Origin of the sequence: Kitasatospora sp. NPDC048545 (assembly GCF_040651155.1) — a bacterium.
In the GTDB taxonomy this organism is placed as follows: domain Bacteria; phylum Actinomycetota; class Actinomycetes; order Streptomycetales; family Streptomycetaceae; genus Kitasatospora.
Genome location: NZ_JBEZIQ010000011.1, coordinates 12,366 through 38,754 on the forward strand (window position 1 = coordinate 12,366; position 26,389 = coordinate 38,754).

The window sequence follows — 26,389 nt, forward strand, 5'->3', positions numbered from 1 at the left end:
GGTCGCTCAGGAACGGCCGTCCGGGGCGGGTGCGGGCTTCGTGTGGAGGATGTCGCGGGCCTGGTCGGCGGCGCGGGCGATGTTCTCGGAGACGAAGTCGACGAAGCGGGCGATGTTCTCCAGCCGGGCGGCGGCCTGGGTGCCGGGGCCGAGGACGCTCACGCCCTCCCGGGCGATCCGGGCGAGTTCGGCGGTGCCGCGGGCGCCGGCCATCGTGGACTGGTACATGACGTCGTCGTCGACGACGTAGCGCTCGCGGCGGCGTTCGTCGCGTTCGCGGCGGATCAGGCCCTGGCTTTCGAGGAACGCGACCGCCTTGGAGACGGACGCCGGGCTGACCCGGAGACGGTCGGCGAGTTCGGCGGCGGTGAGGCTGGCGCTGTCGGTGGTGTAGAGGGCGGCCAGCACCCGGGCCGTCATCGTGGGCAGGCCCTGGCCCATGAAGACGGTGGTGAACGTCTCCTCGTACGCGCGGACGGCTTCGGCGTCGCGGCCGTGCGTCTGCGGGGGCGTGCCGGGCGGGCGGGGCGCGGCCTTCTTGCGGCGGTGGGCACGGTGTTCGGTGGCCCGGTGGGCGAGGTCGGCGCGGTAGCCGGTGGGGCCGCCGTTGCGCATGACCTCGCGGGTGACGGTCGAGGTCGGGCGGTCGAGGCGCCGGGCGATCTCCGCGTAGGCGAGGCTGTCGGCCAGTCCCAGCGCGATCTGCTGGCGTTCCTGCTGGGTGAGTCTGCCTCCGGGCATCGCGCGCTCGCTCCTTCGTGGGCCGTGGGTGCCGTCACCATAGCGTTCACTCTTGATCCAGTGCAACGAAAGGCTTGCTGTTGTTGCGTTAGATCTCCAGCCGTTGCAATGATTTAACGTCACCTACCTGCACTTATACCGATTTCCCGCAATGGTTCCGTTGCCGGGTCCATGAACGCAACGTAGCGTTTCCATCGTCAGAAAGACGGACGACGGATCACGGACAACGGACCCGAGGAGCACACCACCATGACCACCACCCCCGCCGGCCAGGACCGCCCGCACCTGCAGAAGGCCATCGAGGAGATGGTCGGATCCGGATTCACCGGGGTGACGCTGCGCGTGCACGACGAGCAGGGCGCATGGGCCGGCACCGCCGGGGTGCGCGAGCTGGGCGACACCGCGAAGCCGCCCGTGGACGGGCACGTCCGGATCGGCAGCAACACCAAGACCTTCACCGCGGCCACGGCGCTGCGCCTGGTGGCCGAGGGCGCGATCGACCTGGACGCCCCGGTGGCCGACCACCTGCCCGAGTTCGGGCCGGACCCGAGGATCACGGCGCGGATGCTGCTGCAGCACACCAGCGGGGTGTTCAACTTCACCGGCGAGTACTACGAGGACGGGACGTTCGCGCCCGGGATCGCCGCCACCACCGCGGGCCGGGAATGGGTGGACAACCGCTTCGCGACCCACCGGCCCGAGGAACTGGTCCGGCTCGCCCTGTCCAGGCCGGCGCGGTTCGAGCCGGGAACGGACTGGAGCTACTCCAACACCAACTACGTGCTGGTCAGGCTGCTGATCGAGAAGGTCACCGGCCGCCCGCTCGCCGAGGAGATGCAGCGGCTGGTCCTCGGCCCGCTCGGACTGACCGGCACCCTGCTGCCCGGCACCGACCCGGAGATCCCCGAGCCGTACGCCCACGCCTACTACCGCTACGAGGACGCCGGCCGCCACACCGTCGACGTCACCCGTCAGAACCCGTCCTGGATCTCCACCGGCGGCGACATGATCTCGACCACCCGGGACCTCCACACCTTCATCTCCGCCCTGACCGGCGGCACGCTCCTGCCCGCCCCGCTGCTGGCCGAGATGTGCACGCCGCACCCCAAGGCGGGCTACGGCCTGGGCGTGTTCGTGCAGGAGGTCGACGGCGGCGGCACCGTCATCACCCACAACGGCGGCATGGCCGGCCACGGGGCGCTGATGTACAGCACGCCCGACGGCCGCACGACCCTGACCGCCGCACTGAACTACGTCGACGACGCCGAACTGTCCCTGGCGGCGGCGTTCCAGCGGGCGGTGCAGCGGCTCGTCGCCGAGGTCTTCGGCGGCGGCCGGGCCGGATCGGCCGCCGCCGGCCGGTAGGGCCCCGCCCGGCTTCCCGCCTCGCTTCCTCCTTCCGGTGCCCGCTACCTGCGCGGCCGCAGGCCGAGGTCCGAGACCGGCCCGAGGTGGGCGAGCTTGTCGGGGTTGGACACCGAGTGGAACGCCCGGACGGCGCCGTCGGCGATGTCGAGCGCGATGACACCGGCGACGCGCCCCCGGGCGTCCAGCAGGACGGCGCCGGGACGGCCGTTGACCCGGGCGTAGCGCCGGGAGATGCCGAGTTCGCGGTTGCGGCCGAAGCCGAACAGCAGCAGCTGGGCGACGCGCCGCAGACCGCTGACCGACCTGCCGACCGCCCGGGCCTTGCCGCCGCCGTCGCCGTGGAAGACGACGTCGGGCGCGAGCAGGTCGAGCAGCGCCTCCAGGTCCCCGCCCTCGGTGGCCGCGAAGAAGCGGCGGGCGAGCTCGTCACCCTCCGTGCGCCGCGCCGTGGCCCGCTCCCGGGCGGGCCGGCCGCCGGGGCCCGGGGCCAGGCGTTTGCGGGCCCGGGCGAAGATCTGACGGCAGTTCGCCTCGGACTTCCCGGTCATCTCCGCGACCTGCGGGTAGCCGTACCCGAACGCCTCGCGCAGCAGGAACACCGCCCGCTCGGCGGGGGAGAGCGCCTCCAGCATCAGCAGGAAGGCCATCGACAGGGTGTCGGCCAGCTCGGCGTGCTCGGCCGGACCGCCGGGGCGGTCGGCGAACGCCACCACCGGCTCGGGCAGCCACTCGCCGACGTAGGTCTCGCGCCGCACCCGGGCCGACGTCAGGTGGTTGATGCCCAGCCGGGTGACCGTGGTGGCCAGGTACGCCTTCGGGTCGGTGACCTCGGTGCCGGCCCGGCCGGCGCGGGTCAGGCCGAGGAAGGCGTCCTGGACGAGGTCCTCGGCGTCGCCCACCGAGCCGGTCATCCCGTAGGCGATGGAGAACAGCAGCGGCCGGTACCGGACCGCCTCCGCCACGCCCGCCACGCCCGCCACGCCCGCGATGCCCGCCACGTCCGCGACGCCGTCCGCCGTGCCCGCCGTCTCCGCCGTGCCCGCCGTCTCCGCCGTGCCCGCCGTCTCCGCCGTGCCCGCCGTGTCCGCCGGTCCCGCCATGGATCCTCCTCCCCCCGGCGCCCGTCCCGTCCCGGGTGGCGCGCGTCACATCCGGGCCCTGTCACAGCCCGGGCGGCTGTCCTGTCTGAGAGGGCAGCAACGGACAACGTACCGAGGAGCACGCCATGGAAGCCCGCCTGAGCCCCTTCGCCAGCCCCGTCATGGGCAAGGTCTACAAGCACCTGATCGCCGCGAGCCAGGCCGTCACCGACGCGGTCCTGCCGTACGCCACCCAGGAGTTGGTGCGGCTGCGGGCCAGCCAGATCAACGGCTGCGGGTACTGCGTCGACATGCACTTCAAGGACGCCGTGCACGCCGGGGAGGAGGCGGCCCGGCTGAACCTGGTGGCGGTGTGGCGGGAGGCGACGGTGTTCACCGACGCCGAGCGGGCCGCCCTGGAGCTGGCCGAGCAGGGCACCCGGATCGCCGACGCGGCCGGCGGGGTCAGCGACGAGGCGTGGGAGAACGCGGCGAAGCACTACGACGAGGAGCAGCTCGCGGCGCTGGTCTGCGTGATCTCGGTGATCAACGCCTTCAACCGGGGCAATGTGATGACCCGTCAGCCCGCGGGCGGCTACGAGCACGGCCGGCACAGCCTCTGACCGGCCCGGCCCCGCCCCGAGTCCGCTCACCCGCTCACCCGCACACCCGCACACCCGCACACCCACAAGGAGATCGCCGTGAACGTCGCGTTGTGGATCGTCACCGGACTGCTGGCCGCCGTCTACCTGGCGGGCGGCGTCTTCAAGATGGCCGTGCCCCGGGCGAAGATCGCCGCCGCCGGGCGCAGCGGCAGATGGGTCGAGGACTTCGGCGCGGGCGCCGTGAAGGCCATCGGCGCGGTGGAGGTGCTGGCGGCGGTGGGGCTGGTCCTGCCCGCCGTGCTGGACATCGCGCCGGTGTTCGTGCCGCTGGCGGCCGTCGGACTGGTGCTGCTGATGGCAGGGGCGGCGGCGGTGCGGGCGCGGCGCCGGGAGTACGGGCTCGTGGTGGTGGACGCGGTCTACGTGCTGCTGGCCGCGTTCGTGGTGTGGGGGCGGCTGGGGCCGGAGTCGTTCCTCAACTGAGCGGGCGGGTGGAGCCGGTGGCGGGGCGACGGGCCGGGGACGGTGGTCCGTCCCCCCGCACGGGTGAACCTCGCCGACCCGTACCGGTCACGGCGGCAGGTGCGGGACGGCCGACCGGCCGGGGCTGCCACGATCGTCGCTGTCGCGCCCGTGCGGGGAGGTCCCGCCGCGGGGGAGAGGGAGAAGCCCGATGCCCGAGGAACTGCCGCGCCGGATCGTCCTGATCCGCCACGCCAAGGCCGAGCATCCCGACGATGTGGACGACCGCGAGCGCCCCCTCGCGGGGCGGGGCCGCAAGGACGCGCCGGTGCTCGGCCGCTGGCTCGCCGGTGCCGGTCTCACTCCCGACCTCGCGCTCGTCTCGGCCGCCCGGCGGACCCGGGAGACGTGGCGGCTCGTCGTCCCCGAACTGGCGGCCACGCCGAAGACCGTCTACGAGGAACGGCTGTACGGGGCGGGCCTCGAGGAGCTCGTCGTGCTGCTCACCGAGGTGTCCGACGAGGTCCAGGACGTGGCCGTGGTCGGCCACAACCCCGGTGTCCACGCGCTGGCGGACGCCCTGGCCGGCGAGGCCGAGGGCGACCCGCTCGCGCGGATGAACCGCTCCGGCTTCCCGACGGCGGCGGCCGCGGTCCTGACGTTCCAGGGGAGTTGGAAGAGCGTCGAGCACGGTGTCGCCCGGCTGGTCGCCTTCTGGACGCCCCACACCTGACCCCCGCCCCCTGACCGCCCTTTGGCCTTCCTCGTGCCGCCCGGCCGTTCGCCGGGCGGCACCGTTGCGTTCGGGTGTGCCCGGCTGCGGTCAGCGGCGCGGCCCGGCGGCCGGGCCCCGTTCGGAGCGGCGGGCGCCCGGCACGGGGGTTCAGTGCCCGGTGCGGGCGGCCTGCCGCTCACGCAGGACGGCGATCGCCTCCCGGCACCAGTCGCGGTTGCCGCGCTCGAAGGCCAGCCCGCGCAGGCAGGTCAGGTACGGGCCGATGCGCTCGCCCTCGCGCAGGTGGTCGGCTTCGCTGCGGCCGCCGCGCATGGCGTGCAGCATCCGCTCGAACAGGTCGACCTTGGCCTGCGCGAACTCGGCGCGCTCGGCGAGCTGTCCGAGGAGGACGGCGGGGTCGAGGCGGTCGGCGGCGCGGACCTTGACCATCAGGTCGTCGCGGACGAAGGACGGCTTGGCGGACGCCTCGGCGAAGGCCTCCAGTTCGGCGAGGCCCGCGTCGGTGACGTGGAAGAGGCGCTTGGTGGGCCGGTTGTCCTGGACGACCTCGCGCCCGGCGGCCAGCCCGTCCCGCTCCAGCCGGGCCAGCTCGGCGTACAGCTGCTGCGGCTGGGCGTACCAGAAGTTGGCCACGCCCAGGTCGAAGGCCTTGGCCAGCTCGTAGCCGCTGGTCTCGCCGTCCAGCAGTGCGGCCAGTACGGCGTGGCGCAGTGCCATCGCGTCGCCCGTCCCTTCTGTTCCGTCGCCCCGTGCCCTGTTGTGGAGTGCGCCTGCCATGGTACTCATGAATCTTACTAGTCATATTCATGAGTACCCGAGTGTCCGACCGACCGAGGAGTGCGAGCCCATGACCGCCGCCGCCAACGCCGCCACCGCCGAGCGCTTCCGCACCGCCGTGCACCATCGCGACCTCGCCGCGCTGGACGACCTCTTCACCGACGACATCCGCTTCTACAGCCCGGTCAAGTTCACCCCCTTCGAGGGCAAGCCGATGGTGCTCGGCCTCTTCGGCGTGCTGCTGCGCACCTTCGAGGACTTCCGCTACGTCGGCGACCACACGGGCGCGGCGCAGACGAGCACCGACGGCACCGAGGCGCCCTCGGTGGTGCTGCTGTTCCGGGCGGTGGCCGGCGGCAAGGACATCCACGGCATCGACCTGCTGCACTTCGACGAGCAGGGCCGGATCAAGGAGTTCACCGTGATGGTCCGCCCGCAGTCCGCCGGGCAGGCGCTGGGGCAGGCGGTGCTGGCCGGGCTGGTCGCCGACGGCCTGGCGCCCGCGCCGCCGGCCGCCTGAGCCCGGAACCGTGTGGGCTCGGAACCGTGTGGGCCCGGCCGTTGTCTGAGCCTGCGCTGAGCTTTCGGGCCCGTCAACCCGCCCCGGGTACAAGGCTGTTGCCGTTCCCGGACACGTCCGCCCCTCCCGGGTCGGGCATGATCCGGAACCCGGGACCGGATCCGGGGTGTGCCCCTCCGGCACCGACCCGTGCCGCGACGCCCACTGAGCCCCGCCGGCGGTTCGTCCGGCCCGGACGACCGGACCGGATCCACCGTCACCGCCGAGGACGGCAGCCCCGGTCGCGGATTCACCGGTCAAATCGCGAACTTCGGTGTGGCGCGGCATCGTCGGGCCCTATGGTGATCCCCGGACGTGCCGGGGGGCCGGTCCGACCGGGATGCCGACGACGTTTGGGGGCGCGCATGGGCGAGTGGGACGGATTCCTGGTGGACGGCTACGGCGTGGAGGAGAGCAGCACCTCGCTCGCCCACTCCGAGACCGAAGCCGTCGTGGTCGAGGAGTACACGGAGAGCGCGTTCGCGTTCGCGGTCGAGACCGAGACCGAGACCGGCGGGCACGAGGTCCACGACGTCCACGAGGTCGAGGTCGTCGAGGTCGTGGAGGTGGCGGCGGTGGTGGAGGCTTCGGAGGTCACCTTCGAGGCCTACCTCTCCGTGGCGGAGACCTACACCGCCGCGGGTTCCTACGAGTCCGGGACGTCCTACGGTCACACCGAGGAGGACGGCGGCCTCTCCGCCGACGACAACGGCTTCACCCGCGACCACGGCTCGTCCCATGACGGTGACGCGGCGCACGACAGTGATCCGTCCCATGGCGGCGAGACGGCCTACGACACCGACACGTCCTACGAGGACCTGATCTGACGCTGTCCCGGACATCCGGCGCCCGGCGCCGGACGGACTGATCCTCCCCGCCTGCCGCCACCGGAGGTGCTGTGCCCTCGATCACCCTGGACGCCGAACGCCGGATCGCGGCTCCGCCGGAGCGGGTCCGCAGTGCCGTGGTGGCGGTGCTCCACCGCTCCGGCTTCCAGCTCACCGCGGACCTCGCCACCGTCATCGAGGCCCAACGCGGCTCCGCCGTGAGGGCGGTGATGATGATGCCGGACCAGGTGCCGATCCTGGCGCGGATGAACGTGCTCCCCGATGCCGGGCCGCAGGTGGCGCTGGTCCGCGTGCACTTCTCCGACCGGGCGCTGTCCACCGTGGTGGTGGGGGTGCAGGAACCCTTCCAGCAGGCGTTCCTGTCGATGCTCGCCGCCGTCGACGAGGCGCTCGCCGGCCTCGCCCCCGGGACGGCCGCCGACGGGTTCCCCGCCCCGCACCTGTGGGCGCGGCAGCGCAGTTCGGATGTCGCGGAGCGCGGCCACGCCGCCGGCCAGCGCCTCGTCGACGGGGCCGCCTCGATGTTCTCCGGCCGCCTTTCGGGCGGGGCGAGGAGCGGCGGCCCGGCGGGCTGGGCGGGCATCACCCACGTCCGGTTCGTCTCGGCCGCGGGCCTGGTGGTGCTCGGCATGCCCGCCGTCGGCGCGCTGCTGGCGATCCCGGCGCTGATCGGGTCCGAGCGGGTGCCCGCGGGCGGGGCGCCCTCGCTGCCGGACGCGCTCAGGGCGAAGGTGTTCGATCTCGCCGCGCTGGTCGAGACCAGGCTTTCCCGGGGTGCCTACGGGGTCGAGACCGTGGAGGTCCCGGACGGGCACCGGCTCACCTTCCAGTTCCTGCACCAGCAGGCGGCGATCCGCTCCCGGCTGCCCGTGCGCACGCTCTGCGTCTGCCGCGACTGCAAGCACCCCAAGGTCGTCAACCTGGACCTGAAGCGGCTGCGGTCGAGGAACCGCAACCTCAAGATGCTGGTGTCCGTGCTCGGTGCGACCGCCGGGCGCAACGACCCCAACCCCTTCCAGGTCTTCAGCACCGTGTTCCGCCAGGCCAAGCTGGAACCCGACTTCATCTGCACCCGCTGCGAGAGCACCGAGGCCGACGAACGCCCCGTCACCTTCTGCCCGGCGTGCGGCGACCAGCGCGCGGAGGCCGTGCTCACCACCTGCGACAAGTGCGGGCACGACTTCCGCACCCCGTTCCGGGACGCGCGCATCTGGGACGACACGCCGCCGGCGCCGCCGATGCCCCCGGTGCCGCCCCAGCCCGCGATGCCTCCTCAGCCCGCGGCGCCGCCCTCGCCCGCGATGCCGCCGGTGCCCGCGCCCGCCGTGCCGCCGGTGCCTCCGCCTTCGCCGCCGACCCCGCCCGCGACGCCGCCCGCGACCCCGCCCGCGACCCCGCCCGCCCCCGGGTTCGGGCCCCCGCCGGCCCCCGGGTTCGGGCCCCCGCCCGCCCGGCACCCGGCACCGGCCGCACCCGTGTCCGTGCCGCCTCCGGTGCCGCCGCCGTCCCACCGGCCGGCGCCGCCGTCCCAGCCGGTGCCGCCGCCGTCCCCGCCGTGGTCCTCCCCGCCCCCGGTCAACCCGTACGCGCAGCCCGCCGCGGCGCCGGGGCGGAACTGCGCGATCTGCGGCCTGCCGTACCCGGTGCTGTGGAACGTGCAGGTCCTGCGGGACGGGGCCCGGCAGCAGCTGGCGGTCTGTGCGACCACCCCGCGCTGCTCCCCGCCGTCCGCCACCGCGCCCGTCCGGGCCTGAGCGGGCGGGTGGCCGAGCCGATCCGGTGCCCGCCCTGCCCGGCTCCCTCCGGCGTGCGGCGCCCGGTGCCCGCTCACCCCAGCAGTGCCGCCACCGCGCCCGGGGTCCAGTGCCCGTCGGCGCCGGGGCGGGTGGCGAGGTAGCCGGCGGTGCGCCACGGCCCCCAGGCGTGGGACTCGGCCAGGCCCGCACCCAGGGTGCGCAGGTAGGCGGCCGAGGGGGCGTTCAGTGCGGCGCCGGCCACGCCCCCGGGGGCGGTGAAGGTCAGCAGCGGGTGTCCGTCCAGCTCGCCGACGTGCAGCAGCGTCTCGTAGCGGCCCGGGCCGAGCTCGGCGCGGCCCTCGGCGAGGACCCGGGTGAGGTCGAGGTCGGTGCCGGGGGAGCGGCGCATCTCCTGGGCGGCGATGTCGCTGAACTGGCCGCCGGTCAGCAGGTAGGCCCGGCAGGGGGCGCCGCCGGGCACGGACGGGTCGTAGAAGGCCGAGCCGCCGCCCCAGGTCAGGGACCGGCCGGCGAAGTACAGGGTGCCCGGCAGCGCGGTCGCGACCGCCCGGCGCGCGGGGCTGCGGTTACGGCATCCGGGGTAGGCGTGCGCTCCGCCGTTGGGACGGCCGCCGTGCAGGTAGCAGGCGAGCCGGGCCGCGTGCAGGTTCGAGCCGTACGCCACGTACCAGACGAGATCGCACGCATTCCGGCCGATGACACGCCCGTTCGGTAAAGGATTTCCCTCGTTTTCCTCAGGAAATGCCCCGGCGTCGACCCCATTCCACAGCTTGCTCACAGGAAGCGCTCACGGTGAGGGGTGCGAGAGAATCCCACACGACCATGTGGGAGGCGTGAACGGGGTGATGATCCGACCAGAACCCCCCGATTCGGTAGCGCCCCCCTCACTACCGGTACCGTGCCCGACGCCATGGTGTTCATCACTCTTCCCTCTCCCGACATGTCGTTTCACTGCTCGGCGATTACGCTGCACCAGCGAAAACGCCAAAAAACACCGAAATGACATTCGAATCATGCTCTGCCGGCCCCATCCGGCATCGATGATGAGAATTTTCTTTGACCGCACCCCCGCTGCATCCAGCGGACTCCCAGCGGAGTCATGGTGAGTGGGCGCGCCCGCAGATGACCTCAGTGTCACCTCCCGTCACCCCCGACACAGCCCGTACGCGCCCCCCAGAACCGGAGCCGAGGAACACCCCCCATGGACGCACGCCACGACACGGCCGGCCCGGGCACGCTGCACCGCCCGCACCCGGGCCCCGCGGCCGGCTGGCCGGTGGCCCAGCCGGCCCACCCCCGCAGCCTGCTCGACGTCATCGCCGCCACCGCCGACGCCCACCCCGAGGCGACCGCGCTCGACACCGGCGACACCGTCCTCGGCTACCGCGCCCTGCTCCACGAGGTCGACGCCCTCGCCGGACAGCTGGCCGCCCACGGCATCGGCACCGGCGACCGCGTCGGCGTGCGCATCCCCTCCGGCACCGCCGACCTGTACGTCGCCGTCCTCGCCGTGCTGCGCTGCGGCGCCGCCTACGTCCCCGTGGACGCCGACGACCCCGACGAACGCGCCGAGATGATCTGGCAGGACGCCGCCGTCTGCGCCGTCATCGGCGCCGAACGCCGCCTCTACGCCGGACCCGCCGCCCGGCCCTCCGGCCGCCCCGCCTGGCCCACCCCCGCCGACGACGCCTGGATCATCTTCACCTCCGGCACCACCGGCCGGCCCAAGGGCGTCGCCGTCACCCACCGCAGCGCCGCCGCGTTCGTCGACGCCGAAGCCCGCATCTTCCTGCGCCGGCAGCCCCTCGGCCCGGGCGACCGCGTCCTCGCCGGCCTGTCCGTCGCCTTCGACGCCTCCTGCGAGGAGATGTGGCTGGCCTGGCGCCACGGCGCCTGCCTCGTCCCCGCCCCCCGCTCCCTCGTCAAGGCCGGCACCGACCTCGGCCCCTGGCTCGTCGAACGGCGCATCACCGCCATCTCCACCGTCCCCACCCTGCTCGCCCTGTGGCCGCAGGAATGCCTGGACGACGTGCGCCTGATCATCGTCGGCGGCGAGGCCTGCCCCGCCGAACTCGTCGACCGCCTCGCCACCCCCGGCCGCGAGTTCTGGAACACCTACGGCCCCACCGAGACCACCGTCGTCGCCACCGCCGCCCGCATGCTCCCCGGCCGGCCCGTGCGCATCGGCGCCCCCCTGGACGGCTGGGAGATCGCCGTCGTCGACCAGGCCGGGAACCCCGTCCCCTGGTACGAGACCGGCGAACTGCTCATCACCGGCGTCGGCACCGCCCGCTACCTCGACCCCGCCAAGGACGCCGAGAAGTTCGGCGCCCACCCCGCCCTCGCCTCCCCGCGCGTCTACCGAAGCGGCGACCTGGTCCGCAACGACCCCGACGGCCTGGTCTTCCTCGGCCGCGCCGACGACCAGATCAAACTCGGCGGCCGCCGCATCGAACTCGGCGAGATCGACGCCGCCCTCCAGGCCCTGCCGCACGTGGTGGCCGCGGCCGCCGCCGTCCGCAAGACCCCCGCCGGCGCCGACCTGCTCGTCGGCTACCTCGTCGCCCGGCCCGGCACCACCCCCGACCTCGCGGCCGCCCGCCGGCAACTCCTCGAACGCCTGCCCGCCCCGCTGGTGCCCGTCCTCGCCCTCGTCGACTCCCTGCCCACCCGCACCTCCGGCAAGGTCGACCGGAACGCCCTGCCCTGGCCGCTCGCCACCACCGGCGGCGCCGACCGCCCCGCCGAAACCCCCGACGGCACCGCCGGCTGGCTCGCCGGACACTGGGAACGCCTGCTCGGCATGGCCCCCGGCACCGGCGACGACTTCTTCGCCCTCGGCGGCTCCAGCCTCACCGCCGCCCGCCTCGTCTCCGACCTGCGCACCCGCCACAGCGGCGTCTCCGTCGCCGACCTGTACGCCCACCCCGTCCTCGGCGACCTCGCCGCCTACCTCGACACCCTCACCCCCGTCGCGGCCCCCGACCACACCACCGCCGCCCCCGCGCAGAACCGGCGCACCGTACGCCGCACCCCCCGCAGCGCCGCCCTGTGGCAGACCCTCCTGCTCCTCGGCATGTTCACCCTCTCCGGACTGCGCTGGATCCTCGTCCTCGTCGCCCTCGACAACCTCACCGGCAACCACCTCACCTGGGCCCCGCACAGCTCCTGGTGGCCCGTCGCCGCCGGCCTCGCCCTCCTCTACAGCGCCCCCGGCCGCACCCTGGTCGCCGCCGCCGGCGCCCGCGCCCTCACCGCCGGCATCCGCCCCGGCAGCCACCCCCGCGGCGGCCACGTCCACCTGCGGCTGTGGGCCGCCGAACGCTACACCGCCATGTTCGGCACCGCCGCCCTCGCCGGCACCCCCTGGGCCGTGCGCTACGCCCGCGCCCTCGGCTGCCGCGTCGGCCCCGGCGTGCGCCTGCACACCCTGCCCCCCGTCACCGGCCTCGCCCGCCTCGGCGCCCACAGCTCCCTCGAACCCGAAGCCGACCTCGCCGGCTGGTGGCTCGACGGCGACACCCTCCACCTCGGCCACGTCGAGGTCGGAGAAGGCGCCCGCGTCGGCCACCGCGCCACCCTTATGCCCGGTGCCCGCGTCGGCGCCCGCGCCGAGATCGCCCCCGGATCCTGCGTCACCGGCACCGTCCCGCCCGGCGAACACTGGCACGGCTCCCCGGCCCGCCCCAGCACCGAACCCCTCGCCGACTGGCCCGCCACCCCCGCCCGCGCCTCCCGCGCCTGGAACCTCGCCTACGGCGCCGGCTTCGCCCTCCTCGGCCTCGTCCCGATCATCTCCGCCCTGCCCGCCCTGGCCGTCGTCTACCCGATGATCGACACCGACCACACCCTCGCCGCCGCCCTCGTCCAGCTCCTGCCCGCCACCATCCCCCTCGCCGCCCTCACCCTCCTGTGCCACGCCGCGCTCATAGCGCTCCTCGTCCGCCTCCTCTCCCGCCCGCTGCGCCCCGGCTACCACCCCGCCGGCGGCCGCGTCGCCTTCTGCGCCTGGGCCGTCAGCCGGCTCAGCGACACCGCCCGGCGCACCCTCTTCCCCTTCTACGCCGGCCTCTTCACCCCCGTGTGGCTGCGCCTGCTCGGCGCCCGCGTCGGACGCCGCGTCGAAGCCTCCACCGTCCTCGCCCTGCCCGGCCTGATGCGCGTCGACGACGGTGCCTTCCTCGCCGACGACACCCTCGTCGCCCCCTACGAACTGCGCGGCGGCTGGCTCCGCCTCGGCCCCTCCCGCATCGGGCGCCGCTCCTTCGTCGGCAACTCCGGCATCGTCGGCCCCGGCCGCCACCTGCCCGACAACTCCCTCGTCGGCGTCCTGTCCGACACCCCCGCCCACGCCCCCGAAGGCTCCTCCTGGCTCGGCCGCCCCGCCTTCGCCCTGCCCCGCGTCGCCGACACCGGCGGCGAAGGCCGCACCTACGACCCGCCCCGGCGCCTGATGTGGGCCCGCGCCGGCGTCGAGGTCTGCCGCCTGCTGCCCGTCATCCTCGCCGCCCTGCTCGGCGACCTCGTCCTCGCCGTCCTGCAGGAACTGCGCGACGACTACGGCCTGGCCACCGCCCTCGCCGGCGCCGGACTCGTCCTCGCCGCCGCCGCCGTCATCGCCTGCGCCGTCACCACCGCCGCCAAATGGCTGCTCGTCGGACGCTTCCGCGTCGCCGAACACCCGCTGTGGTCCTCCTTCGTGTGGCGCAACGAGCTCTACGACACCTTCGTCGAGGAACTCGCCATGCCCTTCGGCGGCCACACCATCACCGGCACCCCCTACCTGAACGTGTGGCTGCGCAGCCTCGGCGCCCACATCGGACGCGGCGTGTGGTGCGAGACCCACTGGCTGCCCGAGAGCGACCTCGTCACCGTCGAAGCCGGCGCCAGCGTCAACCGCGGCACCGTTCTGCAGACCCACCTCTTCCACGACCGCGTCATGCGACTGGGCCCCGTCCACCTCGGCGCCGGCTCCACCACCGGCCCGCACTCCATCGTCCTGCTCAACTCCTCCCTCGGCACGAACACCACCGTCGGACCGGCCTCCCTCGTCATGCGCGGCGAGAACGTCCCCGGCGCCACCCGCTGGCTCGGCAACCCCGTCGCCGCGTGGAACACCGACCCCACCCCGCCCGCCGGGCGCCGCGCCGGACGCGGCCGACGACGGGCCCCGGCCTCGGCGTGACACAGGTCACCCCGTTCGGGCGATGAGTCGGCGGTGCGGTCACGGTCTACCCCCGTGACCGCACCGCCGATCGCTTTGCCCGACCGAGAGGAACCACGCTCATGACCGCCACCCCCGTGAAGAAGACCGCCGCCGCGAAGGGAAACCCGGCGTCCTACTTCCCGTCCATCGAGAAGAAGCACGGCCGCCCGATCGAGGAGTGGAAGGACCTCATCCGCACCTCCCCCCTCACCCGGCACATGGAACTCGTCGCCTGGCTCAAGGCCGACCACGGCCTCGGCCACGGCCACGCCAACGCCCTCGTCGCCCACACCCTCGCCGAGCGCACCGCCTGACCGTCACAGCCCCTCCGTAGACCTCGCCCCCCGCTTCGCGCACCTCGACCTGCGCACGGCGGTCTGAGCGCCGCCCGGCCCCCGGGGTGCAGGGTGCAGGGCGCAGGGCCCCGGGGGCTCAGGGGCTCAGGGGATGATGACCCGCCGTCCGCGGGTGTGGCCGGCCCGGCTGTCGGCGTGCGCGGCCGCCGCCCCCGCGAGCGGGTACGACTTCTCGACCGGGATGTGCAGCCGCCCCCGGGAGATGAGGCCGACGGCCTCGGCGAGCGCCCGCGGCACGCTCCCGGCCACGCCGGAGAACCGGACCCCGTGCTCCGGGGCGCCGAGGTCGGCGATGGAGACCACCCTCGCCGGGTCCCCGGTCAGCTCCACGAGCTCGCGGACCACGCCCGCGCCGGCCAGGTCCAGGGCCGCGTCGACCCGGCCGAGGCGGCGCACCCGCTCGACCCAGCCCTCGCCGTACGTGGTGGCGAGGGCGCCCAGGCCGCGCAGGTAGTCCTGGTTCGCGGCCCCGGCCGTGCCGATCACCGCGATGCCGCGCTCGCGGGCGATCTGCAGCACCGCCGACCCGACGCCCCCGGAGGCGCCGCTGACCAGCAGCGTCTGCCCGGGCCGCACGCCGACCTCGCGGATGACGCGCAGCGCCGTCTCCACCACCGAGGGGTACCCGGCCGCCTCCTCGAACGTCAGCCCCTCGGGCATCCGGGCCCAGGCCGACAGCACGGCGAACTCGGCGTAGGTGTCCCTGCCCTCGCCGAACACGCGGTCGCCGACCTCGACGCCCTCGACGCCCTCACCGACCTCGTCCACCACCCCGGCGGCGTCCAGCCCCACCCCGGCGGGCAACTCCACCGGATGGGCCCCCAGTACCTGTCCCTCACGGATCCTCCAGTCGACGGGGTTCACGCCTGCCGCCCGGACGGCGATGCGGATCCGGCCGGGGCCCGCGTGGGGCTCCTCGGCATCCACGAGCCGCAGGACGTCCGGACCGCCGAACTCGGCGAAGCTCACTTTCCTCATGCAGCCGACCGTAACCCTAACGGTTAGGATTTCACAACGGTTAGGTATTCGTAGCTGGTAGGGTCCGGACATGATCGAGTCTGAGCAGGGGCGGGAGCAGGAGGGACGGGAGGGCGAGGCGGGGTGGCAGCCGGGTCGCCGCGAACGCAAGAAGGCCGCGACCCGCCAGAAGATCGCCGACACCGCCCTGCGGCTCTTCCTGGAGCACGGGTACGACGCCGTCGGCATCCGCGACGTGGCCGCCGAGGCCGATGTCGCCGTCACCACGGTCTTCTCCCACTTCGCCGGCAAGGAGGCCCTGGTCTTCGAACGCGACCAGGACTTCGAACAGCGCCTCACCCGGGCGGTCACCGACCGGGCGCCGCACGAGCCGCTCGTCCCCGCGCTGCGCCGCGAGGTCGAGGCCCTGGTGCGGCACTGCACGGCGGAGGGCACCGCCCCGGTCCGGCGCATGATCGAGGGATCGGCCGCCCTGCGGGAGTACGAGGAGTCGATGGGCCTGCGCCACGCGGAGGCGCTGGCGGCGGCCATGACCGCCGATCCCCGCCTCCCGGCGACCGCGACGGCCTGCCGGGCGACCGCGCGGTTCGTGATCGACGCCTACGCGCTGGCCTGCGGGGCGGCCGATCCGCAGGCCGCGGTGGACGAGGTCTTCCGGATGATCGAGGCGGCCTGGGAGGCCGCCGCCCGCTGACCCGCCCGCTGACCCGCCCGCTGACCCCCCGGCAGGCACCGTCCCGCCGGGGGTGGGGGAGCGGCGGCGTGATCGGGGCCGGTGGTGCGGGTCGGGCCGGTGGTGCGGGCCCGGTCAGTGGGGGCGCAGGCCGGTGAGGACGACCTCGAAGACGCGTTCGCGGGCGGCGGGGTCGGCGGCGAGCTGTTCGGTCGCGGCGCCGGTGCCGACGAGCAGGGCGACCAGTTCGGGCAGGCCGAGGTCGGGGCGGACGGCTCCGGCCTGCTGGGCCGCGGTGAGGAGGCCGGCCAGCTGAGCGCGCATCAGGCCGGAGGACTCCCGCAGGGAGGCGTGGACGTCGACGCCGGCTTCGGCCAGGGCGCGGGTGAACTCCTGCTTGCCCGCGGACTGTTCGACGACCAGGCGGAAGCAGGCGTGGAAGGCCTCGGCGGGCGGGTGTTCGGCGGCGAGCCGGGCGGTGCGGTCGGTGATGGTCTCCAGCCGGCGCACCACGACGGCTTCCAGGAGTGCTTCCTTGGTGGGGAAGTGACGGAAGAGGGTGCCGACGCCGACGCCGGCGGCGCGGGCGATCTCCTCGGTCGGCACGTCGACGCCCCGGGTGGTGAAGACCTCGGTGGCGGCGTCGAGCAGCCTGGCCCGGTTGCGGGCGGCGTCCGCGCGCAGCGGCCGTGGGGTGGCCCCGCTCATGCCCGTCTCCCTTCCGTCCGCGGTGTCGCGGACTCACCCGTGGACAACCGGAGTGGTTGGTCCGTATCGTATTAAGCGGAGTCGCTGGTCCGATTCCAGTGACGTGTCCCGTGGGGGTTGATCATGTCCGAAACGCCGTCGCCGCGCGAGGTCTTCTCCGAGCTGCTGGAGGGCATCACCGGGGGGAAGTTCACCGAACTGGCCCGGCTCTACGCCGAGGACGCGGTGGTGGAGACCGTCTTCCAGCCGGTCGGTCCGCGCCTCTTCGAGGGGCGCGCCGTCATCGCCGAACGGTTCGGGCAGCTCGGCGCACACACGCCGCTGGAGCTGCAGGCGCAGAACGTGGTGGTCCGGGAGACCGACGACCCCGAGGTGATCGTCGCGCAGTTCGACTACCGGGCGCACCACCGGGACACCGGGCGGGACTTCGAGGTCGCCAACGTCCTGGTGCTGCGGGTCCGCGACGGCCTGATCGTCCACAGCCGGGACTACCACGACCACCTGGCCCTCGCCGTCGCCGGCGGCAACCTGCCCCAGCTCGTGGCGGCCCTGGAAGGCGCGTAGCGCCCGGAACGACCCGGGGGCCGGGGCCGCCGACGGCACGATCGGAAAGACGGCGGCCCCGGCCCCGGGTACGGGTTCCGTACGGGCGGGGCATCGACCGCGGTGCCCGTACGGCTGCGGTCGGGTGCCATTCGACAACTTCAACAGGACTTGAAGTCAAGCCCGGACGCCCCGGCCCCGCAGCGGCCCCCGCCGGACCCCGCCGTGCCCGCCCCCGGCCGCCCGCGGTTCTCCGCAGCGGGGTAGCCTCGCTCACGGCGGAGGCCTGCGTACGGGCACGGACGAGGCGGACAGGGGCGGACGGATGGCGGAGCAGCAGCGCGGGTACTGGCGGGTGTCGGACGGTGTGGCGGTCGGCGCCACCCAGGCGCACATCGTGTGGACCAGAGCGGCCTACCCGGCCCTGGTCGAGGTCGCGGGCCGCTACCACGCGGTGATCAGCTACGCGGACCTGGCCGAGGCGCTCCAGGAGGCCTCCGGGGTGCGCACCCGGGTCAACCACCGGCACTGGATCGGCAAGGTGCTGTCCCTGGTGGTCCTGGAGGCGCACCGGCGCGGGGACCCGCCGCTGACGGCCCTGGTGGTGAACGCGACGGACGGCAAGGTCGGCCCCGCCTACCAGGAGGTGCTGGCGGTGGCCGGGCAGCCGCCGCTGGTCGAGGAGATGGACCGCGAACAGCACGCGGCCGCCGCCCGTCTGGCCTGCTACCGGCACTTCGGCGCCGACCTGCCCGCCGACGGCGGCACGCCCGCCCTCGCCCCGCGCCTGCTGGCCTCGGTGGCGCGCAAGAAGGCCGCCCCCCGCACCGCGGCGGCCACCACCACCACCACCACCGGTGCGGCGGCGGCCGTGCCGCGCCCGCCGGCGATCTGTCCGACCTGCTTCCTGGAGCTGCCGGCGACCCGGGTGTGCGACTCCTGCGGGGAGACCATCGCGCCGTGAGCGGCCGGTGAGCGGCCGGTGAGCGGCCGCCGGGCGCCCCGGCCCGGCGGGCGGCCGTCAAACGGCGGAGGTCAGACGGCGGAGGTCAGGCGCCCCGGCATCCGCCAGCCCTCGGCGAGCCGGGAGGGGGACAGACGCCCGCCGCCGCCGAAGAACTCGCAGAACTTCATGATCAGCGGGTCCCAGCCGACCGGGTCGACGTAGTGGTCGGTGCCCGGCACGATCAGGCCCTCCTCGACGTGCGCCCGCACCACCGTCACCTCGAAGGCCGTGCACCGCTCGTTGCCCGCCATCGGCGTCGCCGCCTCCAGCCGGCACTCCAGCTGCACCGGGCACTCCGCTGCGCGAGGCGCCCGGACCAACTCGCCCGCCAGCTCGGTCATCCCCGCCGCCGCGAACTTGCGCCGCTCGTGGCGGTAGCCCTGCTCCCGCCGGTACTCGGTGATGCGCGGGTTCGCCGTCAGCAGCGCGAGGGCGTTCACGGCGTCGACCTGCGCCGAGGACGGCAGGTTGAGCACGCACTCGCCCTCGCGCCGCAGGTTGACGGCGGTCTGGGAGGTGTTGCCCAGACCCAGCACGCAGGACTGCCCCAGCCACCACGCCGAGGACATCGGCATGAGGTTGGCGCTGCCGTCCTCGTTGCGCGAGCCGATCAGCACCACCGGGGTGCCGAAGTAGAGGACCTTGAGATCGGTGACCTTGTGCACGGGAATGGCCGTCCTGGGTAGGGGAACCGCTGTCGGTCACCGACTCTGCCCCCGCCCGTACGGGGGCGCTGGCGGTGATCGGACATCCAGTTCCCGCAGTTCCCGCAGTTCCCGCAGGTCCCGGGGCCCGGGGACGGCAGTCCCGGGCCGTCCGACCCGGCGTCAGCCCACCGGCCCCCGGGCGGCGACCTGACGGGCCTGCCCGTCATGCAGCCGGTAGGACAGGCCCACCACGGCCGCCTCGCCCGCGGCGACCCTGGAGGCGAGCACCTGCGAACGCTCCACCAGCAGGTCCACGGTCTGGCGGATGTGCTCGTCCACGATCGCGTCCCGGTCCTCGATGCCCGCCGCCCTGGCGGACAGCACGCTCGGGGTCACCCGCTCCACCACGTCCCGCACGAAACCGCCCGGCAGCTGCCCCTGCTCCAGGGAGTCCAGCGCCGCCGCCACCGCACCGCAGGAGTCGTGCCCCAGCACGACCACCAGCGGGCACTCCAGCACGCTCACCCCGTACTCGATGCTGCCCAGCGCCTCCGCGCCGGTCACGTGCCCGGCGGTGCGCACCACGAACAGGTCGCCCAGGCCCTGGTCGAAGATGATCTCGGCGGCCAGCCGGGAGTCCGAACAGCCGAACAGCACCGCGAACGGCCGCTGCGCCGGGGCGAGCGCCGCCCGGCGGCCGGCGTCCTGGTTGGGGTGCTCCGGGCTGCCCGCGACGAACCGGGCGTTGCCCTCCAGCAGCATCCGCAGCGCCTGGCGGGGATCGGAGATCGGGTCGGATATCGGTGTGGGGATCATGCCAGCACCCTAGATCGCCGCAGGTGGGCCCCGCAGCCGGGGGTGACCGGTCTCTCACCGCCGCCCGCCGCCGCGACACGCCGTCACACCCGCCCCGCTGCACCGCCGCCCGCACCGAGCGGGGTTTGAAGACGGACAACGGGGTCAACGGATGGAGCAATCGGGGACAAAGAGGCCCGGGACCGGCAGGGCAGGGGAGCGACAGATGGGGACGAAGCGGCTCACAGCGGTACGGACCGCAGCGGCGTGGCTCGACGGCGCACGGCCCGGCAGGCTGCGGTTCACGACACGGGGGTTCACGGCACGGGGTTTCACGACACGGGGGTTCACGGCGCCCCGGTCGGTGACGGCCCGGCTGGACGCCCTCGACCGCGCCCTGTTCGACAGGATCGCCGCCGCCCCGCTGCACGGCACCGCCACCTGGCTGCGCACCCTGAGCCGGGCCGCCGACCACGGCCTGCTGTGGACGGGCACCGCCGCCGTCCTCGGCGCCGTCGGCGGCCGCACCGGGCGGCGCGCCGCCCTGCGCGGCCTCGGCTCGCTCGCCCTCGCCTCCACCACCGCCAACACCGTCGCCAAGCACGCCACCCGGCGCCCCCGCCCCCTGCTGGACCCCGTCCCGCAGGTGCGCCGGCTGCTGCGACAGCCCGTCACCACCTCCTTCCCCTCCGGCCACTCCGCCTCCGCGGCCGCCTTCGCCACCGGCGTGGCGATCGAGTCCCCGCTGCTGGGCGCGGCCGTCGCGCCGCTCGCCGCTGCCGTGGCCCTGTCCCGCGTCTACACCGGCGCGCACTACCCCGGCGACGTCCTCGCCGGCACCGCCCTGGGCGCCGCGGCCGCCGCGGCCACCCTGCACTGGTGGCCGCGCTCCTGCGACGCCCCGCCGCCGGCCGCCCCGGCCCGCCGCCCCGCCCCCGCCCTGCCGCAGGGCCGCGGCCTGTCCGTGGTCGTCAACGCGGGCTCCGGCAACGGCAGCCCCGTCGCCCCCGGCCCCGAGGACACCGCCGAGACCCTGCGCACCCTGCTGCCCGAGGCGGACGTCCGGGTGTGCGGGCCCGAGGACGACCTGGCCAAGATGCTGACCGAGGCCGCCGACCGGGCCGCGCGGGCCGGCGGCGCACTCGGCGTCTGCGGCGGCGACGGCAGCGTCAACCTGGCCGCCGCCCTCGCCGTCGAACGCACCCTGCCGCTGGCGGTCTTCCCCGGCGGCACCCTCAACCACTTCGCCCTCGACCTCGGTGCCGCCACCCACCAGGACACCGCCGAGGCAGTCCAGGACGGCAGCGCCGTCGGCGTCGACCTCGCCCTGGCCACCGACGACAGCGCGCGCCGGGTCTTCGTCAACACCTTCAGCCTCGGCCTCTACCCCGAACTCGTCCGCCGGCGCGAGAAACTGGAGAAGCGCATCGGCAAGTGGCCGGCCCTCGCGGTCGCCGCCGCCACCCTCCTGCCCACCGCCGAACCGGTCACCGTCCACGCCGACGGCCGCACCCACCGGCTGTGGCTGCTGTTCGCCGGCAACGGCGCCTACGAACCGGCCGGAGTCACCCCCACCCACCGCGCCGCCCTCGCCGACGGGCAACTCGACGTCCGGGTCGTCGACGGCTCCGCGCCCCTGGCCCGCACCCGCCTGGTCGCCGCCCTGCTGACCGGCACCCTGCACCGCTCCCGCGTCTACCGCACCACCCGCCTGCGCGCCCTGCACCTGGACTCCCTCGGCGACGCCACCCGGATGGCCGTCGACGGCGAGTCCGTCCCCGCCCGCGGCGCCCTGCACCTGTCCAAGGCGCACGCCGCGCTCACCGTCTACCGGCCCCGCTCCGCCCAATCCGTTCCCCCGGCGGCTCCGAACCACTGACGACCCGACCCCCGCCGGGAACCGACCGCCGAACCCCGCCGCCCCACCGTACGAGGCCCCCGAGATGAGCACCGCCGTCGTCCTGTTCACCCAGGACCTGCGCCTGCACGACAACCCCGCCCTGCACGCCGCCCGCACCGGCGCCGACCGGGTCCTGCCCCTGTTCGTCCTCGACCCCGCCGTCGACAGGGCCGACTTCGCCCCGCCCAACCGGCGGGCCTTCCTCGCCGACGCCCTCGCCGACCTCGACCGCTCCCTGCGCGCGGCCGGCTCCCGCCTCGTCCTGCGCCACGGCGACACCGCCGAACAGACCGCCCGCGCCGCCGCCGAATGCGACGCCACCACCGTCCACACCGCCGCCGGCGTCTCCGCCTTCGCCACCCGCCGCGAAACCGCCCTGCGCCGCGCCCTCGGCGACCGGCTCCACCTCCACGACGGACTCACCGTCGTCCCCGCCGGCGCCGTCACCCCCGCCGGCCGCGACCACTACGCCGTCTTCACCCCCTACCTGCACGCCTGGCAACAAGCCCACCGCCGCCCCCTCCTGCCCGCCCCGCGCACCCTCGCCACCCCCGACCACCCGCACGGCGACCCGCTGCCCACCGCCCCCGCCGGCACCTCCCCGGCCCTGCCGCCCGGCGGCGAACGCGCCGCCCGCCGCCGGCTGCGCGCCTGGGACGCCGACGACTACGACCGCCTGCACGACGACCTCGCCGCCGACGCCACCTCCCGCCTCTCGCCCTACCTGCACTTCGGCTGCCTGTCCGCCGCCGAACTCGCCCACCGCGCCGCCACCCGCGGCGGCCCCGGCGCCGACGCCCTGGTCCGCCAACTCGCCTGGCGCGACTTCCACCACCAGGTCCTCGCCGCCCGCCCCGCCGCCGCCCACACCGACTACCGCCCCCGCGGCACCCGCTGGCACCACGACGACCAGGAACTGCAGGCCTGGCGCGAAGGCCGCACCGGCTACCCCGTCGTCGACGCCGGCATGCGCCAGCTCGCCCACGAAGGCTGGATGCACAACCGCGCCCGCCTGATCACCGCCTCCTTCCTCACCAAGACCCTGCGCCACGACTGGCGCCCCGGCGCCGCCCACTTCCTCCACCTCCTCGTCGACGGCGACCTCGCCAACAACCAGCTCAACTGGCAGTGGATCGCCGGCACCGGCAACGACACCCGCCCCAACCGCGTCCTCAACCCCCTGCGCCAGGCCGAGCGCTACGACCCCGACGGCAGCTACGTGCGCCGCTGGCTGCCCGAACTCGCCCACCTCCCCGGCCGCACCGTCCACCAGCCCTGGACCCACGACGGACCCCTCGACTACCCCGACCCCCTCATTCCCCCGGACGCCCTGACCGCCCGCATCCACGCCACCGGCTGACCCGGCCGGCCAGTGGCGCGGCGCACGGCTACGGCGCCCCCGGGCCGCGCACGGCCAGCACCGTCACGTCGTCACGGCTGCGCCCGCCGCTCCACCGCCGGGCCCGCTCGTCCAGGGCCTGCGGCAGCGCCCCGGCCGGCGTCCCGGCGAGTTCGGCCAGACCCCGCTCCACCGGGTAGAACACCCCGGAGTCGTCCTGCGCCTCCGTGATGCCGTCCGTCAGCAGCACCAGCACCCCGTCCGCCGGCAACGCGAACCGCCGCACCACACGCGGCCCCGCCCCGCCCGCCGGCTCCGCCAGCGACGCCAGGCCCAGCGGGATCCCCGCCGGCAACGCCACGGACTCCACCCGGCCGTCCGCACGCAGCAGGTACGGGGCGAGGTGGCCGCAGTTGACGGCCTGCACCCGGGCCCCGACCTCGCGCCCGCCCGGCCCGTGCAGGCCCAGGACCGTCGCCGTCACGAACCGCTCCTGCTCACCGCTCTGCACCGCGTACGCGTTGTGCCGCTCGACCGCCGCCTCCAGCGCGTCCGCGACACCGGTCAGCTCCGCCTCCCGGAACGCCGCCTCCCGGAACGCGCTCAGCACCGCGAAGCCCGTACCGATCGCCGGCAGCCCCTTGCCCTGCACGTCACCCACCAGCACCCGGGTGCCGAACGGGGTCTCGGCGACGTCGTACAGGTCGCCACCCACCATGGCGTCCTCCTCCACCGGCCGGTACAGCCCGTCCAGCCGCACGTCCGCCGTGGTCACCGGCAGCGGACGCAGCAACTGGCGCTGCAACGCCACCGCGCTCTGCCGCATCCGCGACAGCTCCCGCTCGCGCCGCACCCGCCGCGTGCACAGCCCGATCACCGCGGCCTCCGCACCGACCACCGCCACCAGGGTGCCCACCCGCGCCTCCAGCGCCGGCGGCGGGAACAGCACCGTGCTCACCACCACCACGACCGCCACCCACACCGACACCGCCACCGTCTGCGCGACCGTGCCCAGACCGGCCAGCAACGCGGGCAGGAACACCAGCAGCAGCACCAGCCGGGCATTGGTCCCACTGACCGCCTGCGCCAGCAGCAGGACGACGGTGGCGGCCAGCACCCCCAGCACCACCGCCCGGTTGCCGGGCGCGCGCGGGACGGTTCCGTTGCTCTCCACCCCGCCGCCCTCTCCGCCCGTCCGCTCCGCCGTCCGCCTCGCGCACCGATCCGCGCCCGAGCGTCCCCCCAGGGTCGTCGGCCCGGCGGCACCGGCGCCAACGGGCCGCGCCGGACGGGGGAACACGCCGGCTGTCACCGGCAGTCGGTACGGTGGCTGCCGTGTCCACCCGTGAACCCCGCGCGACCCGCGTCCCCCTGGCCGACCTCGTCCGGCTGCGACAGGCCCGCGACCGGATGGACCGCGACTACGCCCAGCCCCTCGACGTCCCCGCCCTCGCCCGCACCGCCCTGATGTCCTCCGGTCACTTCTCCCGCAGCTTCCGCACCGCCTACGGCGAAACCCCGTACAGCTACCTCATGACCCGCCGGATCGAACGCGCCAAGGCCCTGCTGCGGCGCGGCGACCTCAGCGTCACCGACGTCTGCATGGCGGTCGGCTGTACCTCGCTGGGCTCCTTCAGCACCCGCTTCACCGAACTCGTCGGCGAGAGCCCCAGCGCCTACCGCGCCCGCGACCACGGCGACGGCGCCGCCATCCCCGCCTGCATCGCCAAGATCCGCACCCGCCCGGTCAGGAACACGGAAGCCAAGGGCGGGACGCCTCCCGTAGCGTGACCGGCATGAGCATCGAACTCGCCCAGTGCTTCATCGCCGTCGACGACCACGACAAGGCCCTCACCTTCTACCGCGACGTCCTCGGCTTCGAGGTCCGCAACGACGTCGGCTTCGAAGGCATGCGCTGGGTCACCGTCGGTTCGCCCGACCAGCCCGGCGTCGAAATCGTCCTGGAACCCCCGCTGGCCGACCCGCACGCCTCCGAGGACGACCGCCACGCCGCCGCCGAGCTCCTCGCCAAGGGCCTCCTGCGCGGCGTCATCTTCCGCACCGACGACTGCGACGCCATCTTCGAACGCATCCGCGCCGCCGGCGCCGAAGTCCTCCAGGAACCCATGGACCAGCCCTACGGCGTCCGCGACTGCGCCTTCCGCGACCCCTCCGGCAACATGCTCCGCTTCAACCAGCCCCGCACGACGTAGCTTGCCCCGCCCGCCCGGTGGGCGGGAGCCGGGTCCGGCGGGCTCCGGTCCGGTCCACCCCCGTGGGGCCGGGCCGGAGTCCGCCGGGGTCAGGTGGCGAGCAGGCGCAGGCAGGCGCGCAGGAGCAGGGCCGTGGTGACGGCGGCCGGGACCGACCAGGGCAGGAGACCGGCGGCCGCGGCGAGGACGGCGGGGGTGAGGACGGGCAGGGTGCCGGCCAGGGCGGTCACCAGGGGTGCAGGGTGCGTACGGTCAGGCCGCTCGCTTCGGCGAGGGGACCGACCTTCCAGGTCTGTTCGGTGGGCATGGCAGGAGGATCCCTCCTGACGTCGGGTGAGGTTCAAGCCCCCGGGCGAATCCGTGGTGCGGGTTCGCCGGCGCGGGTTCCGGGTGCGCGTTCCCCGGTACGGGGGCTCGGGTGCCTCAGGCCCATGCGTTCGACGACGGTGCGTCCGGCGCCGAGCAGGTAGTGCAGCCGGGTGTTCGGGGCCGCCCCGGGCCGCTCCCGGGCGCCCGGCCGGGGCCTTTCCGCAGGCGGGAGGGCGCCGGGGGCGGCGACGGGTGCACTAGTGCGGCACGATGGCGCCATGGAGAACACTCGACAGCTCGTCAGTTCCGGCTCGCCCCTCGAACCGCGGATCGGCTTCTCCCGGGCGGTGCGCAAGGGCTCGTACGTCGCGGTCGCGGGCACCGCCCCCATCGCGGAGGACGGCACGGCGGCCGCGCAGGGCGACGTCCACGGCCAGACCGTGCGCTGCCTGGACATCGCCGAGGCCGCCCTGAAGGAGGCGGGCGCCTCGCTCAAGGACGTCGTGCGGACCCGCATCATGCTCACCGACATCTCGCGGTGGAAGGAGGCCGCGCGCGCCCACGGCGAACGCTTCGCGACGATCCGCCCGGCGTGCACCTTCGTGGAGGTGTCGCGCTTCATCGACGAGCAGTGGCTGGTCGAGGTCGAGGTCGACGCGATCCTCGACTAGGCCCCGGGGCCCCGGCCGGGCCCCGGTGGGGGATCCGGGCCCGGCCTTGTAGGTTCTTCGGTGCCGCCGGGCCGATCGGCGCCGGCGGCGCGGCGGCGCACGACGGTGGAAGG

At 74.9% G+C, this 26,389-nt stretch carries 27 protein-coding genes; 17 read left to right on the forward strand and 10 right to left on the reverse strand.

Going from position 1 to position 26,389, the window contains the following annotated elements; translation table 11 throughout:
• Window positions 1–6: 6 nt before the first annotated feature.
• Entirely contained in the window at window positions 7–741 is a 735-nt protein-coding gene (locus tag AB0D10_RS12915) for a MarR family transcriptional regulator (RefSeq protein ID WP_360254874.1), read from the reverse strand.
• A 249-nt stretch (window positions 742–990) separates the two neighbouring features.
• Here AB0D10_RS12915 and AB0D10_RS12920 point away from each other — a divergent pair, with 249 nt between their 5' ends.
• On the forward strand, window positions 991–2,106 hold the full coding sequence (locus AB0D10_RS12920) for a serine hydrolase domain-containing protein (protein ID WP_360254876.1): 1,116 nt from the start codon (window positions 991–993) through the stop codon (window positions 2,104–2,106).
• Window positions 2,107–2,150: 44 nt separating this feature from the next.
• Here the strand turns inward: AB0D10_RS12920 and sigJ are convergent, their stop codons facing one another.
• On the reverse strand, window positions 2,151–3,209 hold the full coding sequence (gene sigJ / locus AB0D10_RS12925; RefSeq protein ID WP_360254878.1) for an RNA polymerase sigma factor SigJ: 1,059 nt from the start codon (window positions 3,207–3,209) through the stop codon (window positions 2,151–2,153).
• 125 nt (window positions 3,210–3,334) lie between these two features.
• Between sigJ and AB0D10_RS12930 the strand changes: the two genes are divergently transcribed.
• The 3 genes from AB0D10_RS12930 to AB0D10_RS12940 all read left to right on the forward strand — a co-directional run bounded on the left by AB0D10_RS12930 (window position 3,335) and on the right by AB0D10_RS12940 (window position 4,988).
• Window positions 3,335–3,811, forward strand: a complete 477-nt coding sequence (locus AB0D10_RS12930; RefSeq protein ID WP_360254880.1) for a carboxymuconolactone decarboxylase family protein — start codon at window positions 3,335–3,337, stop codon at window positions 3,809–3,811.
• Window positions 3,812–3,889: 78 nt separating this feature from the next.
• On the forward strand, window positions 3,890–4,276 hold the full coding sequence (locus AB0D10_RS12935; RefSeq protein WP_360254882.1) for a DoxX family protein: 387 nt from the start codon (window positions 3,890–3,892) through the stop codon (window positions 4,274–4,276).
• 190 nt (window positions 4,277–4,466) lie between these two features.
• On the forward strand, window positions 4,467–4,988 hold the full coding sequence (locus AB0D10_RS12940) for a histidine phosphatase family protein (RefSeq protein WP_360254884.1): 522 nt from the start codon (window positions 4,467–4,469) through the stop codon (window positions 4,986–4,988).
• 150 nt (window positions 4,989–5,138) lie between these two features.
• Here AB0D10_RS12940 and AB0D10_RS12945 read toward each other — a convergent pair whose 3' ends face one another.
• On the reverse strand, window positions 5,139–5,708 hold the full coding sequence (locus tag AB0D10_RS12945) for a PadR family transcriptional regulator (protein WP_360254886.1): 570 nt from the start codon (window positions 5,706–5,708) through the stop codon (window positions 5,139–5,141).
• A gap of 130 nt (window positions 5,709–5,838) precedes the next feature.
• Here AB0D10_RS12945 and AB0D10_RS12950 point away from each other — a divergent pair, with 130 nt between their 5' ends.
• The 3 genes from AB0D10_RS12950 (at window position 5,839) to AB0D10_RS12960 (ending at window position 8,929) form a co-directional block, all read left to right on the forward strand.
• Entirely contained in the window at window positions 5,839–6,288 is a 450-nt protein-coding gene (locus AB0D10_RS12950; RefSeq protein ID WP_360254888.1) for a nuclear transport factor 2 family protein, read from the forward strand.
• 404 nt (window positions 6,289–6,692) lie between these two features.
• Window positions 6,693–7,154, forward strand: coding sequence for a hypothetical protein (locus AB0D10_RS12955; RefSeq protein ID WP_360254890.1), 462 nt, complete (start codon window positions 6,693–6,695; stop codon window positions 7,152–7,154).
• Window positions 7,155–7,225: 71 nt separating this feature from the next.
• Entirely contained in the window at window positions 7,226–8,929 is a 1,704-nt protein-coding gene (locus tag AB0D10_RS12960; protein ID WP_360254892.1) for a hypothetical protein, read from the forward strand.
• A gap of 73 nt (window positions 8,930–9,002) precedes the next feature.
• Here AB0D10_RS12960 and AB0D10_RS12965 read toward each other — a convergent pair whose 3' ends face one another.
• Window positions 9,003–9,596, reverse strand: a complete 594-nt coding sequence (locus AB0D10_RS12965; protein WP_360254894.1) for a histone deacetylase — start codon at window positions 9,594–9,596, stop codon at window positions 9,003–9,005.
• Window positions 9,597–10,133: 537 nt separating this feature from the next.
• On the opposite strand from AB0D10_RS12965, the gene AB0D10_RS12970 reads away from it, so the two are divergent.
• Window positions 10,134–14,117, forward strand: coding sequence for a Pls/PosA family non-ribosomal peptide synthetase (locus AB0D10_RS12970; protein ID WP_360254896.1), 3,984 nt, complete (start codon window positions 10,134–10,136; stop codon window positions 14,115–14,117).
• A gap of 101 nt (window positions 14,118–14,218) precedes the next feature.
• Window positions 14,219–14,452 (forward strand): DUF4287 domain-containing protein, encoded by a 234-nt coding sequence (locus AB0D10_RS12975; protein WP_360254898.1) that lies wholly within the window; start codon window positions 14,219–14,221, stop codon window positions 14,450–14,452.
• Between the two features lie 126 nt (window positions 14,453–14,578).
• On the opposite strand, the gene AB0D10_RS12980 is transcribed toward AB0D10_RS12975, so the two are convergent.
• Complete coding sequence (locus AB0D10_RS12980; RefSeq protein WP_360254900.1) at window positions 14,579–15,472, reverse strand: NADP-dependent oxidoreductase; 894 nt, start codon at window positions 15,470–15,472, stop codon at window positions 14,579–14,581.
• Between the two features lie 70 nt (window positions 15,473–15,542).
• Between AB0D10_RS12980 and AB0D10_RS12985 the strand changes: the two genes are divergently transcribed.
• Window positions 15,543–16,166: a helix-turn-helix domain-containing protein gene (locus AB0D10_RS12985; RefSeq protein ID WP_360254902.1), complete on the forward strand. Its 624-nt coding sequence runs from the start codon at window positions 15,543–15,545 to the stop codon at window positions 16,164–16,166.
• A 114-nt stretch (window positions 16,167–16,280) separates the two neighbouring features.
• On the opposite strand, the gene AB0D10_RS12990 is transcribed toward AB0D10_RS12985, so the two are convergent.
• Window positions 16,281–16,853 carry a helix-turn-helix domain-containing protein gene (locus AB0D10_RS12990; protein WP_360254904.1) on the reverse strand — a complete coding sequence of 191 codons (573 nt, stop codon included), beginning with the start codon at window positions 16,851–16,853 and terminating at the stop codon, window positions 16,281–16,283.
• Between the two features lie 123 nt (window positions 16,854–16,976).
• Between AB0D10_RS12990 and AB0D10_RS12995 the strand changes: the two genes are divergently transcribed.
• On the forward strand, window positions 16,977–17,417 hold the full coding sequence (locus AB0D10_RS12995) for a nuclear transport factor 2 family protein (protein ID WP_360254906.1): 441 nt from the start codon (window positions 16,977–16,979) through the stop codon (window positions 17,415–17,417).
• A 304-nt stretch (window positions 17,418–17,721) separates the two neighbouring features.
• Window positions 17,722–18,360 (forward strand): hypothetical protein, encoded by a 639-nt coding sequence (locus AB0D10_RS13000; RefSeq protein WP_360254908.1) that lies wholly within the window; start codon window positions 17,722–17,724, stop codon window positions 18,358–18,360.
• Between the two features lie 71 nt (window positions 18,361–18,431).
• On the opposite strand, the gene AB0D10_RS13005 is transcribed toward AB0D10_RS13000, so the two are convergent.
• On the reverse strand, window positions 18,432–19,067 hold the full coding sequence (locus AB0D10_RS13005; RefSeq protein ID WP_360254910.1) for a flavin reductase family protein: 636 nt from the start codon (window positions 19,065–19,067) through the stop codon (window positions 18,432–18,434).
• A 162-nt stretch (window positions 19,068–19,229) separates the two neighbouring features.
• Entirely contained in the window at window positions 19,230–19,865 is a 636-nt protein-coding gene (locus tag AB0D10_RS13010; RefSeq protein ID WP_360254912.1) for a carbonic anhydrase, read from the reverse strand.
• Window positions 19,866–20,208: 343 nt separating this feature from the next.
• Here AB0D10_RS13010 and AB0D10_RS13015 point away from each other — a divergent pair, with 343 nt between their 5' ends.
• Window positions 20,209–21,723 (forward strand): phosphatase PAP2 family protein, encoded by a 1,515-nt coding sequence (locus AB0D10_RS13015; RefSeq protein WP_360254914.1) that lies wholly within the window; start codon window positions 20,209–20,211, stop codon window positions 21,721–21,723.
• A gap of 64 nt (window positions 21,724–21,787) precedes the next feature.
• Complete coding sequence (locus AB0D10_RS13020; protein ID WP_360254916.1) at window positions 21,788–23,104, forward strand: deoxyribodipyrimidine photo-lyase; 1,317 nt, start codon at window positions 21,788–21,790, stop codon at window positions 23,102–23,104.
• 28 nt (window positions 23,105–23,132) lie between these two features.
• Here AB0D10_RS13020 and AB0D10_RS13025 read toward each other — a convergent pair whose 3' ends face one another.
• The gene (locus AB0D10_RS13025; protein ID WP_360254918.1) at window positions 23,133–24,257 is read right to left on the reverse strand and encodes a PP2C family protein-serine/threonine phosphatase; all 1,125 of its coding nucleotides are present in this window, start codon (window positions 24,255–24,257) and stop codon (window positions 23,133–23,135) included.
• A 236-nt stretch (window positions 24,258–24,493) separates the two neighbouring features.
• On the opposite strand from AB0D10_RS13025, the gene AB0D10_RS13030 reads away from it, so the two are divergent.
• Together AB0D10_RS13030 and AB0D10_RS13035 are read left to right on the forward strand one after the other, a co-directional pair.
• Window positions 24,494–24,874, forward strand: a complete 381-nt coding sequence (locus AB0D10_RS13030) for a helix-turn-helix transcriptional regulator (protein WP_360255258.1) — start codon at window positions 24,494–24,496, stop codon at window positions 24,872–24,874.
• A gap of 5 nt (window positions 24,875–24,879) precedes the next feature.
• Window positions 24,880–25,296: a VOC family protein gene (locus AB0D10_RS13035; protein ID WP_360254920.1), complete on the forward strand. Its 417-nt coding sequence runs from the start codon at window positions 24,880–24,882 to the stop codon at window positions 25,294–25,296.
• A gap of 89 nt (window positions 25,297–25,385) precedes the next feature.
• On the opposite strand, the gene AB0D10_RS13040 is transcribed toward AB0D10_RS13035, so the two are convergent.
• Window positions 25,386–25,526: a hypothetical protein gene (locus AB0D10_RS13040; protein WP_360254922.1), complete on the reverse strand. Its 141-nt coding sequence runs from the start codon at window positions 25,524–25,526 to the stop codon at window positions 25,386–25,388.
• 357 nt (window positions 25,527–25,883) lie between these two features.
• Between AB0D10_RS13040 and AB0D10_RS13045 the strand changes: the two genes are divergently transcribed.
• Window positions 25,884–26,276 carry a RidA family protein gene (locus tag AB0D10_RS13045; protein ID WP_360254924.1) on the forward strand — a complete coding sequence of 131 codons (393 nt, stop codon included), beginning with the start codon at window positions 25,884–25,886 and terminating at the stop codon, window positions 26,274–26,276.
• Window positions 26,277–26,389: the final 113 nt, after the last annotated feature.